We start from the raw sequence: 11683 nt of genomic DNA on the forward strand, positions 1-11683 counted from the left end.
CCTGCGCGTTCATTCGGCGCGGCTCGCGATGGCATTGATGGCGGCGACGGTGATGGCGCTGCCGCCGAGCCTGCCTTCGACGATGCAGCAGGGCTCGGGCTGGTCGGCCCAGAGCGCCGCCTTGCTTTCTGCCGCGCCGACAAAGCCCACCGGGCAGCCGATGATCGCTGCAGGCCGCGGGCAATCCGGGTCTTCGAGCATGTTCAGCAGATGAAAGAGCGCCGTGGGCGCGTTGCCGATGGCCACCAGCGCGCCGCGCAGATGCGGGCGCCACAGCTCCAGCGCGGCGGCGGAACGGGTGGTGCTCATGCGGGCGGCAAGGTCGGGCACGCGCTTGTCCTGGAGCGTGCAGATCACCGCGTTGCCGGCGGGCAGGCGCGGGCGGGTGATGCCCTCGCTCACCATGCGCGCGTCGCAGAGGATCGGCGCACCGTCTTCGAGCGCGGCGCGGGCCGTCTCGGCAAAGCCCGGCGAAAAGCGGATATGGCGCTCCAGCCCCACCATGCCCGCCGCGTGGATCATCCGCACGGCGATCTGTTCCTCGTCGGGGGCGAAGCCGCCGAGCGCGGCCTCGGCGCGGATCGTTGCAAAGGACTGCCGGTAGATCGCCGCGCCGTCGGTTTCATATGTATAGGTCATCGCAGCCATTCGCTGTTGCTCTGAAGATCGGATGGGGTGAGGCCGGTCCGCTGCGGCGTGTCGCCGGCGCAGCCGTCGCGGATGAGGTCGAAGACCCCGTCGCGGCCGGTGAGGGTGACCGTGGCGGGGGCCGCGCGGGCGCAGCCCTTGGCGCAGCCCGAGACGTGCAGCCGCCCCGGGACGCGCGGGGCGAGCGCACGGGCCAGCGCGCGGGTCTCGACACTGGCGGAGGGGCAGAAGGGCGCGCCGGCGCAGGCATCGGCGCGCAGCAGCGGATCGCCGGGGTCGATGACGAACTCGTCCGTTTCCGGCATCGCCGCGCCTTCCAGCAGGAAGAGCCGCCATGGGGTGAGGCGCAGCGCCGGGGCGCCGGTCTCGTGCAGCAGGCGGGCGAGGGGCTCGGCGCCGATCTGGCCGAAGGGGGCGCCCAGCAGCGCGCCGAGCGCATGCGCCCCCGGCTGCGGCAGTGGCGCGCGCGGTTTTGGCGCGGTGCTGGCCCAGGCGTCGGGCAGCGGCGTCGCGGCCAGCACCTGCGCCATGCGGCGGCGCTCGGGGCTGCGATGGGCGTCGAACCATTCCGCCAGCTCGATCAGCGCGGGGATCGCGCTGTCATCGGTCACCGGGCGCCCCAGCGCCCAGCCATCGGCGCGCAGGAGCAGCCCGCCCTGGCTGCGCTCGAAACGGAAATCGGCAGGGGCGTCGACCAGCACCGGCAGCGCCCCGGTATCGACGGCAAAGCCCACCTTGGCGGGCAGCTCGGGCAGATCCGGCAGCGCCTCGGTCAGTGCCCGCGCCAGCCGCGCGCTGCGGTCGCCGCGCTGCCAGAACGGCGTGACGAGGATATTGCGGCGGCGCTCGGTCTCGGGATCGGTGTCGAGCAGGTCGAGCCCGCCGAGCGCCGCCATCAGCGGCTTATGATCGTCGGGCGCAACACCCCGGATCTGGAGATTGGCGCGGCTGGTGAGATCGAGGCTGCCATTGCCATAGCGCTGCGCCAGATCGCAGAGCCCCAGCGCCTGCGCCGCCTCCAGCCGGGCCAGGCGCGGGCGCACGCGGATCACCAGCCCGTCGCCCGACATCATCGGGCGCAGCGCCCCCGGACACCATCCCTTGACCTGTGGCTCGCTCATGCGTCGTCCTCCATGAGTTGCATGCGGAGCGAGTTGCTTTGCGTCTGCCAGAGCCCGGCGTCAAGCAGTGCCCGGAACCGCGCGAGCATCGCGGCGCGCGCCTCGGGGTTGGCCTCTTGCAGAAAGCGGTCGGTGTCGCGATCGGCGAGCGTTGCCGCGTAGTAGAGATCGAAGAGATGCGGCGCGACGGCGCCCGAGAGATGGGCGAAGGCCGCCATGTGATCGAGCGTTGCGGCGATCTCGGCGGCGCCGCGAAAGCCGTGGTCGCGCATGCCCGCGATCCAGCCCGGATGGGCGGCGCGGGCGCGCACCACGCGGGCGATCTCTTCGGGCAGGGCGCGGGCGCGGGGCCGGTCGGGATCGGTGTTGTCGAGGTGATAGAGTGCGGCGTCGCCTCCGGCGACGGCCTGCGCGGCGGCGAAACCCGCCTCGTGCCCGGCGTAATCGGCGGCGAGCAGCAGATCGGTCTCGGGCAGATCCTGGCTATGGACGAAGCCCTCGGCCTGCCTGACGCGCGCATGGATGCCCGGCAGGTCGCGCTGCGCGTGGTCTCCGTCGAGCGCCCAGGCACTGGCGGCGAGCCAGGCCTCGCCCGCTGCGCGGCGGGCCGCGTCGCTGTACTCCTCCAGCGATGCGCCCATGCCGAGCCCGAAGCTGCCCGGCGCGGGCCCGTAGACCCGGGCGAGATCGTCGCGCCCGGCATAGGGGTTCCAGTCGGGCGCCTCGTCGCGCGCCGCCAGTGCCCGCACCGCCTGTCCGTAGAGCGCCGAGAGCGTCGGGAAGACGTCGCGGAACAGACCCGAGACCCGCAGCGTCACGTCGATGCGTGGACGGTCGAGCTCGGCGATGGGCAGCACCTCTATGCCGCTCACCCGCTCCGAGCCTTCGTCCCATACCGGGCGCACCCCCAGCAGATGCAGCGCCATGGCGAAATCCTCGCCCGCCGTGCGCATGGTGGCCGAGCCCCAGAGATCGACCACCAGCCCGCGCGGGTAATCGCCCTCGTCCTGAAGGTGGCGGCGGATCAGCTCCTCGGCCAGCCTGCCGCCCTGCGCATAGGCCGCCCGCGTGGGCACCGAGCGCGGATCGGTGGTGAAGAGGTTGCGCCCGGTGGGCAGCACGTCGCTGCGTCCGCGATAGGGCGAGCCCGAAGGGCCGGGCGCGATCCGCCTGCCATCGAGCGCGTCGAGCAGCGACTGCCGTTCGGCGCGGGTCGAGGGGCCGGTCTCGAAACCGGTGCCGGGGCGCGCGTCGCGGCCCCAGACATGCAGCCCCTCGCCGAACTGGCTGTCCTTCACGTCGCAGACGAAGCGGTCGATGCGGGTGATCGCCTCATGTGGGCAGGAGGCGCGGTCGAGCCCCAGATCGCGCTCGACGCCGAGCGCCTGCGCCTCGCCGCGAATGTCCTCCTGAAGCCGGTCGCGGCGTTTCGGGTCGAGCCCGTCGGCATTGGAGAACTCGTCTAGCAGCGCTTCGAGCCGCGACAGGCGCTGCGGCGTGCCGCTGCGGCGCAGCGGCGGTGGGATATGGCCCAGCGTGAGCGCGCCGATGCGGCGCTTGGCCTGTGCCGCCTCGCCGGGGTCGTTGACGATGAACGGATAGAGCACCGGCAGCGCGCCGGTCAGCGCCTCGGGCCAGCATTCGGCAGAGAGCGCGACGGATTTGCCCGGCAGCCATTCCAGCGTGCCATGGGCGCCGATATGAACCAGCGCGTCGGCTTGTTCATGCAGCCAGAGATAGAAGGCGACATAGGCGTGGCGCGGCGTCCGGGCGAGATCGTGATACTCGTCGTCGCGCGCGCCGGGCAGGCCGCGCTCCGGTTGCAGCGCCACCAGCGCCTTGCCCTGCCGGATCGCGGCGAAGCGGATGCTGCCGTCGGTGATGTCGGGATCGTCCTCGGGCGCGCCCCAGGTCTCGTGCAGGTCGTTTTGCAGCGGCTTTGGCAGGGTGGCGAGCGCGGCCTTGTAGGCGTCGAGATCCCAGCCCGTCTCGCGCGCCAGCAGGCGTTGCGGCAGGTCGTTCCCCGCCGGGACCACGTCATAGCCCTCGGTCGCGAGATCGCTCAGGATGGCGCGGGCGGAGGCCGGGGCGTCGAGCCCGACCGCGTGACCCAGCGCCCAGTCCTTGCCGGGATAGGTCGACAGGATCAGCGCGACGCGCCGCTCGTGGCGCGGCGTCCGGGCGAGGTGCAGCCAGCCCTCGACACGGTTGACCGTCGCCGCCACACGTTCGGGCGCGGGGCGGTGCGCCTGGCGGGAGAATTGCAGATCCGGGTCGCGCGGGGCGGGCTCCTTGAAGGAGATCACGCCGCCGCTCAGCCGCCCGTCAACCTCGGGCAGCACCACATGCATGGCGAGATCGGCGGGCGAGAGCCCGCGCGCCGCCTCCGACCAGGCCTTGCGGTCGGAGGTCGCCAGCGCCACCTGAAACACCGGCACGCGGCCCGCGTCGAGCGGCGAGCCGCCCGTGCTGCCGATGCCGGAAAAGGCGGTGGCGTTGACGATGGCATCGGGAGCGAGCTGCGCCACCTGCCGGCGCAGCCAGCCCGCCGCGTCGGGCGATTTGAGCGAGGGCGCGAAGAGCCCCATCACAACATAGCCGCGCGCCCGGAACGCCGCCGCCAGCGCCTCCAAAGGCGCGAGATCGTCGGCGACGAGATAGGAGCGGTAAAAGACCAGCAGCACGCGCGGCGCGTTGTCGCTTTCGGCGCGCGCGGGCAGGAGCAGCGGGCAGCAGACCCCGTGTTCGGGCAGCCAGGCGCCGACCTCGGGCACATGTTTGGCGCCGCGCACCGGCCCGGCATAGAGCCCCGCCGCCAGCGCGAGCTGTGCCAGTGCCGCCTGCGCCGCCACCACGCCGCCGGCATCGCAGAGCTGGGCGAGGCGCCGCAGCGTCGAGACCGGCACGGTGGACTGCGCATCGAGGCGCGGATCGGGGCGTCCGTCGGCGGGCAGCACCGCCAGCGCGATGCCCTTGCGCTCGGCCAGCGCACGCACCTGTTGCAGCCCGTAGGCCCAGTAAGGCATGCCGCCGATCAGCCGGATCAGGATGCCCTTGGCGCCCTCCAGCGTCTGCTCGACATAGGTGTCGACCGAGAGCGGATGTTTCAGCGCCGCAAGGCTGGCGAGCCGCAGCGTCGGCAGCCGCCCCTCGCGCCCGCCGCCGCGATGCCAGGCGCCGGCAAAGGCGCCGAGATCGCTGTCGGAGAAGGACAGCACCACCAGATCCGCCGGGCTCTGGCCCAGGTCGGTCGGGGTCTCGGTTTCTTCGAGCCCGTGGCTTTCGCGAAAGAGGATGTGCATCGCTGGCTCCGGTCGCGCCGGGGGGGGGAGGCCCCCGGCGCCCTCAGGTCATTCCGCCGCTTCGGAGATCGCGCCCAGCACGGCGGAGATCGCCGCGGGGTCGATATCGTCATGCTCTGCGATCACCACAAGCTGGCCCCGGCGCGGCTCACCTGCTCCCCAGGGGCGGTCGTACTGGTGACGCACACGCGCGCCCACCGCCTGCACCAGCAGCCGCATGGGCTTGCCCGCCACCGCCGCATAGCCCTTGACGCGCAGGACGTTGCGTTCCTGCGCCAGCGTTTCGATGGCGCCGACCAGCGCCGCCGGATCGGCCAGCTCGGGGATCTCCACCACCACCGAATCGAAATCGTCATGGTCGTGGGGCGCGGCGCCGTCGTGATGGCTGGGCCTTGCCTCCATGTCGTCTTCGGCGGCGGCCTCCAGCCCCAGGATCACCCGGGGATCGACCACACCCTCGGCCACCTCGACCACCGGGATCGGACGCGGCGCCTCGGCGGCGATCACCGCCTTGGCCTGCGCCACGCCTTCGGGGCCGGCGAGGTCGGGCTTGGTCAGCAGCACGATATCGGCGCAGGAGATCTGATCCTCGAACACCTCCGAAAGCGGGGTCTCGTGGTCGAGACTGTCATCGGCGGCGCGCTGGGCGTCGACCCGCGCCACATCCGGCGCAAAGCGCCCCGCCGCCACCGCCTCGGCATCGGCCAGCGCGATCACCCCGTCCACAGTGATGCGCGAGCGGATATCGGGCCAGTCGAAAGCCTTGAGCAGCGGTTTCGGCAGCGCCAGCCCGCTGGTCTCGATCAGGATGTGATCGGGGCGCGGATCGAGCGCCATCAGTGCCTCGATGGTGGGGATGAAATCGTCGGCCACGGTGCAGCAGATGCAGCCATTGGCCAGTTCCATGATGTTCTCCGCCGGGCAGTCGGGGATGGCGCAGCTCTTGAGGATCTCGCCATCGACGCCGACATCGCCGAATTCGTTGACCACCACGGCAAGCCGCTTGCCGCCGGGGTTGCGCATCAGCTCGCGCACGAGCGTGGTCTTGCCCGCGCCGAGAAAGCCGGTGATGACGGTGACGGGGAGTTTTGCGAGATCGCTCATTGCTCGGCCTCCTGAAGCGGATCGGAAAAGACGGCGGGGGGAATGCGGGCGATGCAGTTGCGCTTGAAATGCTCCGGACGCTGGCGCCAGGGGATCAGCCCGTCAGCCGTGGCGTGGTAGCGCGCCAGCCCGTCGAGCAGCGGCTCCAGCGGGCCGGTCTCGTCGAGATTGCCGTAGAGATAGGTCCAGCGCGCGCCGCCGCGCAGGGCGACGCTGCATCCGTGATCGCAGTTTTGAAGGCAATCCACCGCCCGCAGCGCGACGCCCTCGGGCAGCGGTTCGTCGCGCAGCCTGTCGTAAAGCCGCCGTCCGGGGCGGCGCGCATCGACGGGGATCTCGCCGCCGCGCCGGCATTTGATGCAGACCAGAAGTTCGGTCCGCTCGGGGGGCGGACACTCTGCGGTTGTCATGTCGTTTCGGTCCCATGGGTCATGGGACGCGGGTCAGATGGCGGGAGGAGTCCGTTCGAGAACGGCGTTCCCGACACCGGAACACCCCGTCCGGTTGCAAGTCGTCTTACGCTGGCAGGTCTCCCGGCTTGCGGATTTCGGAGGGCCTTTCGGGCTCTCCGGCGGTTGCCCATCCTTCCCGGCACGATGCCAGTGGCTTTGGGCGACCTCTCCGGTCACGGTCGCGGGGGCGGCTGTGCTTGACCCGGGGTTCCGGGCTGGCACATTCCCTTTTCACCTGTTTACACAGGCACCAGCGTGCGGCCAGATGCGCCCCATTTTGCCGCCTTGTCAAGCCAGAGGATCCTGTCGTGACCCAAGACACCAATGCTCGCCACACCGAAAAGATGCGCAAAATCAAGGCGGCGCGCGACCGGATGATGGAAAGCAAGACCGAGGAAAAGGGCCTGATCATCGTCCATACCGGCACCGGCAAGGGCAAGTCGTCCTCGGGCTTCGGGATGATCCTGCGCTGCATCGCCCATGGCATGCCCTGCGCCGTGGTGCAGTTCATCAAGGGCAGCCGGGCGACCGGCGAACGCCGTCTGATCGAGGAGCGTTTCTCCGATCTCTGCACCTTCGTCGTCTCGGGCGAGGGCTTTACCTGGGAAACCCAGGACCGCGCGCGCGACATCGCCGCGGCGCGCGCGGGATGGGAACGGGCAAAGGCGCTGATCCGCGATCCCGAGATCCGCTTCGTGCTGCTCGACGAGATCAACATCGCCCTGCGCAACGACTATCTGGAGATCGGCGAGGTGGTGGATTTCCTGCGGGCCGAGAAGCCCGAGATGACCCATGTCTGCCTCACCGGGCGCAACGCGAAACCCGAGCTGATCGAGATCGCCGATCTGGTGACCGAGATGACGCTGGTGAAACACCCGTTCCGCGCCGGGGTGAAGGCGCAGCCCGGGGTGGAGTTCTGATTCCGTACCCGCGCAGCGCATAGAATCCGGCACCCGGCGCGGAAGCGTCGGGCAGGCGGGTGCGGTACGGCCGTTCGATTTGCGCAGTCTGCCGGTGATCGCCTCTGCGGTCCCCGAGGGGATGTCTTCTGTTCCGGCGCGAGGACCGCGACCCAGCCCTTGGGGGGCGGATGCGCTGCGTTTCCAGCCTCCGGTTTTCGTGCGGCGCGCAATTGCTGTGCGCATGCCGCAGATGAGAGATTAAAAATTCATATTTCTTAAAAGATACTCATATTTATCGTTCTGTATACAGAAAAGATGATGCGTATACAGATATTTTGGATGCTCATTTGGGCAGAAGACTCACTTCCTGTCGCTTCCAACAGAGGATAGCCCTGATGCTTCGAAAGACCTGTCTGCCGGCGGCCTGCGGCGCCGCCACCCTCACCGCCACCCTCGCGGCTCTTGCCGCCAGCACTGCCGCCGCCGAAGAGGTGCTGATCTCGGAAGAGCGTTGCGCGCTCAACCGCGCGGCGGGCGAGATCACCTTCCTGACCTCCTATGCCTATGCGGCCACGCCGGGCATCCTCGACATTCTGGCCGCCGACATGCAGGGCTATTTCACCTCGCATTGTCTCGATGTGACGATCCGTCCGGGCCATGACAACATCCAGCTCGTGTCCGCCGGACGGGCGCAGATCGCCGGCATGGGCGATCCGGGCGTGGTGATGTCGGGCATCGCCAACGGCGCCAAGATCATCGGCATCACCACCTATGGCAACCAGGCCGCCGATGCGATCATCACCATGACCGACGGGCCGATCAAGGAGCTGAAGGACCTCGAAGGCCATATCTTCGGCTACAAGCTCGCCTCGTTCCCGCATCTCGCGGCGATGATGGCCGCGGCGGGCGTCGAGACCGACAAGGTCAAGATGGTGCAGGTCGGCTACGACCCCTCGATCCTGCCCATGGGCCAGGTCGATGCGCTGATGTCCTACAAGTCGAACGAACCCAACCGGCTGCGCTCGGAAGGTCACGCCATCACCGTCTGGGACCCCACCGATTACGGTGTGAAGGCGACCTTCAACACCCAGATCGCCAATATCGACTTTACCGAGGCCCATCCGACCGCTGTCGAGGATTTCCTGCGCGCCTCCTTCAAGGGCTTCGGCTGGATCACCGAGTCCGACGAGAATCTCGACGCGGCGCTGGCCCATGCCGCCGATCTCTCGACCGCCGGTTACGACATCGAGCTGTCGCGGCTGCGCTGGACCACCGAGGTCGGGCTGATCGAAAGCAGCAAGGTGCCGGGCAAGCCGCTGGGCTGGCAGAGCGCCGAGCAATGGCAGGGCGAGGCGGACAACCTCACGCGGTTCAACCTGCTCGACGAGGTGCCGGATGTGGAAACCGCGCAAAGCGGCGCCTTTGTCGATGCGATCTATGAGGGCGAGACCCTGGTATGGCCGGCGAAATGAAGGCTTGGTACTATAGCGAGCATGGCGGACCCGAGGTTCGCCAGCTCCGTGACGTCGAAATGCCCGCGCTCAAACCCGATGAGGTGCGCGTCAAGGTCATCGCCTGTGCGCTGAACCGGCTCGATCTGCTTCAGCGCGAGGCGCCGGTGGTGGCGGGATTCTCGCTGCCGCATGTCTGCGGCATGGATTTTGTCGGCACCGTGGTCGAGGTCGGCCCCGAGGCGGATGCCGGGCTGCGCGACAAGATCGTGGTCATCGACCCGGTGGTGAGCTGCGGGACATGCGACCGCTGCCTGTCGGGCAACGAATTCTACTGCCGGACCATGCGCACCATCGGTTCGAGCCGCTGGGGCGGCATGGCGGAATATGTCGCGGTGCCCGACCGCAACTGCATCGAGGTGGCCGATAGCACGATCCCGCTCGAAGAGCTGGCGGGTGTGCCCGTCGCTTCGGTCACCGCCTGGCACGCGGTGCTGGGCGCGGCCAAGGTGCAGCCGGGCGAGACGGTGGTGATCCCCGGAGCGAATTCGGGCGTCGGCATCGCGGCGATCCAGATCGCCAAGCAGCAGGGCTGCCGCGTGATCACCACGATCAGCGGCCCCGAACGGATGCAGAAGGCCTATGATCTGGGCGCCGATCTGGTGATCGACCGCCGGGCCGAGGACTGGGTGCAGAAAGCGCGGGACTTCAGCGGCGGCGATGGGGCAGATTTTGTCTGGGATCACGTCGGCGGCGCCTTTCTTCAGCAGGCCATCGACGCCTGCACCATCGAGGCGCGCGTGGTGATGTCGGGAACCACCGATGACGGCTATTCGACGATCAAGGATACCAGCGTCTACCACTACGGGCGCACCCTGATCGGCCACGGCAAATACACGCGCCAGGAGATGCGCGACACGGTGGCGGCCTATGCCTCGGGCAAGCTCAAGCTGGTGGTCGACAGCTACTGGTCCTTCGAGGACATGCACAAGGCCGAGGAGCGTCTGCAATCGAACGACTTTTTCGGAAAGGTCATCGTATGTATGCCAAACTGACCTCGGTTCCCGGCCCGGTCGCGGCCATGCGCGAGACAGAGGAGGCGCGGGGCGACAGCCCCGCCGGCCTCGGCGCGGCAGGCGACCGGATCGAGATACGCGGGGTCAACCGCATCTATCAGGGCAACGGGCGCGAGGTTCACGCCCTGAGCGACATCAACCTGCATATCCGCCGGGGAGAGTTCGTCACGCTGTTCGGCCCGTCGGGCTGCGGCAAGTCCACGCTGTTGCGGATCATCGCCGGGCTCGATCGGCAGAGCTCGGGCGAGGTGCGGCTCTTCAAGCAGGATCCGCTCGACGCCTCGCGCAGCAAGAACATCGCGTGGATCCCGCAATCCTCCTCGCTGCTGCCCTGGCTGACGATCCGCCGCAATGTCGAGCTTTCGGCCCGTCTCAACCGGCGCGCCGACCGGCTGCGCCTGACCGCGCGCAAACCCGAGCGCCCGATGCAAGTGCTGCGCGAGCTGGGGCTTGGCGAGTTTGCCGACAAGCGCCCGGCACAGCTTTCGGGCGGGATGCGCCAGCGCGCCTCCATCGCGCGCGGCTTTGTGCAGGGCGCGCCGATGATGCTGATGGACGAGCCCTTTTCGGCGCTTGACGAGCTGACCCGCGACGCGCTGCAACTGCGCCTTCTGGATCTGTGGGAGAAGCACCGCAAGACGGTGATCTTCGTGACCCATTCCGCCGCCGAGGCGGTGCTGCTGTCGGACCGTGTCGTGGTGATGACCTCGCGCCCGGGCCGCATCCATTCCATCATCGACATCGACCTGCCGCGCCCGAGGCCGGCGGGGATCGAGGACAGCCCGGCCTTCGGCGAGCTGGTGCGGCGGGTCAAGGCCACGCTGCGTGCCGGCTGGGAGGGCGCGTGATGGCGGCCGGTCTGTTCCGAAGCGGCGCCACCGGGCGCCAACTGGCCTATGCGATTGTGGCGCCGCTGCTGGTGCTGGCGATCCTCGGGCTGCTCTGGCAATGGGTCGCGCTGACCATCGGTTCGATCCTGCCGCCGCTCGGCAAGGTCGGGGGCGAGTTCATCGAGCGGCCGGGGTTTTATGTCTTCCACCTGGGCGTCACGCTTTACGCCGGGCTCATCGGTTTCGCCATCGGGGCGCTGAGCGGCGTGCTGCTGGCGGGCTGCATCGTCTGGTTCCCCTTCCTCGGCCCGGCGCTGGTGCCGGTGGCGCTGATGCTGAACGCAACCCCCATCGTGGCGATCGCGCCGGCGCTGATCGTCGCTTTCGGGTTCAACGCCATCCCGCATATCATCGTCGCCACCATCGCCGCCTTCTTCCCGATGCTGATCAACGCGATCACCGGGCTGCGGTCGGTGGATCGCGGTGCGCTCGAGGTGTTCGACGCGATGTCCGCCTCGCGCGGCGAGGTGTTCCTGCGGCTGCGGCTGCCGTCGAGCCTGCCGTATCTCTTCTCCGGTGCGAAAGTGGCGGTCACCGCCGCCATGATCGGCGCCATCGTCTCCGAGTTCACCGGCACCACCGAGGGGCTTGGCGCGGTGATCGTCATCGCCACCTCGTTTCTCAACCTGACGCAGATGTGGGCGGCGATCTTCACCTCGATCCTCGCGACCCTGCTGCTGATCGGCGTGATCAACCTCGCCGAACGGCTGATCGTGCGCTGGTAGGGGGGATGACGA

The 11683-nt window shown here is 69.1% G+C and carries 10 protein-coding genes and 1 riboswitch; of the genes, 5 read left to right on the forward strand and 5 right to left on the reverse strand.

Annotated elements, in window-relative coordinates; genetic code table 11:
• Positions 1-9: 9 nt before the first annotated feature.
• The 5 genes from M4578_RS03500 to M4578_RS03520 are packed head-to-tail and all read right to left on the reverse strand — an operon-like array spanning position 10 to position 6585.
• Entirely contained in the window at positions 10-639 is a 630-nt protein-coding gene (locus M4578_RS03500) for a precorrin-8X methylmutase (RefSeq protein WP_258092058.1), read from the reverse strand.
• Complete coding sequence (locus M4578_RS03505; RefSeq protein ID WP_258092059.1) at positions 636-1769, reverse strand: cobalamin biosynthesis protein CobG; 1134 nt, start codon at positions 1767-1769, stop codon at positions 636-638. Before M4578_RS03505 ends, M4578_RS03500 begins: the two co-directional genes overlap by 4 nt.
• On the reverse strand, positions 1766-5071 hold the full coding sequence (cobN, locus tag M4578_RS03510) for a cobaltochelatase subunit CobN (protein WP_258092060.1): 3306 nt from the start codon (positions 5069-5071) through the stop codon (positions 1766-1768). The genes M4578_RS03505 and cobN overlap by 4 nt, the downstream gene beginning before the upstream one ends.
• A gap of 48 nt (positions 5072-5119) precedes the next feature.
• Positions 5120-6175, reverse strand: a complete 1056-nt coding sequence (gene cobW, locus M4578_RS03515) for a cobalamin biosynthesis protein CobW (protein ID WP_258092061.1) — start codon at positions 6173-6175, stop codon at positions 5120-5122.
• Positions 6172-6585 carry a DUF1636 domain-containing protein gene (locus tag M4578_RS03520; protein ID WP_258092062.1) on the reverse strand — a complete coding sequence of 138 codons (414 nt, stop codon included), beginning with the start codon at positions 6583-6585 and terminating at the stop codon, positions 6172-6174. The genes cobW and M4578_RS03520 overlap by 4 nt, the downstream gene beginning before the upstream one ends.
• A 96-nt stretch (positions 6586-6681) precedes the next feature.
• Positions 6682-6897: riboswitch (cobalamin riboswitch) on the reverse strand.
• A 38-nt stretch (positions 6898-6935) separates the two neighbouring features.
• Between M4578_RS03520 and cobO the strand changes: the two genes are divergently transcribed.
• From cobO to M4578_RS03545, 5 genes are all read left to right on the forward strand, one after another.
• Positions 6936-7547 (forward strand): cob(I)yrinic acid a,c-diamide adenosyltransferase, encoded by a 612-nt coding sequence (gene cobO, locus M4578_RS03525; RefSeq protein ID WP_258092063.1) that lies wholly within the window; start codon positions 6936-6938, stop codon positions 7545-7547.
• 377 nt (positions 7548-7924) lie between these two features.
• A complete protein-coding gene (locus M4578_RS03530) occupies positions 7925-9001 on the forward strand; it encodes an ABC transporter substrate-binding protein (protein WP_258092064.1) in 1077 nt (358 codons plus the stop codon).
• Positions 8986-10035 carry a zinc-binding dehydrogenase gene (locus M4578_RS03535; RefSeq protein WP_258092065.1) on the forward strand — a complete coding sequence of 350 codons (1050 nt, stop codon included), beginning with the start codon at positions 8986-8988 and terminating at the stop codon, positions 10033-10035. Before M4578_RS03530 ends, M4578_RS03535 begins: the two co-directional genes overlap by 16 nt.
• The gene (locus tag M4578_RS03540; RefSeq protein ID WP_258092066.1) at positions 10020-10904 is read left to right on the forward strand and encodes an ABC transporter ATP-binding protein; all 885 of its coding nucleotides are present in this window, start codon (positions 10020-10022) and stop codon (positions 10902-10904) included. Before M4578_RS03535 ends, M4578_RS03540 begins: the two co-directional genes overlap by 16 nt.
• On the forward strand, positions 10904-11671 hold the full coding sequence (locus tag M4578_RS03545; protein ID WP_258092067.1) for an ABC transporter permease: 768 nt from the start codon (positions 10904-10906) through the stop codon (positions 11669-11671). Before M4578_RS03540 ends, M4578_RS03545 begins: the two co-directional genes overlap by 1 nt.
• Positions 11672-11683: the final 12 nt, after the last annotated feature.

Source organism: Salipiger pentaromativorans, assembly GCF_024721115.1.
In the GTDB taxonomy this organism is placed as follows: domain Bacteria; phylum Pseudomonadota; class Alphaproteobacteria; order Rhodobacterales; family Rhodobacteraceae; genus Salipiger; species Salipiger pentaromativorans.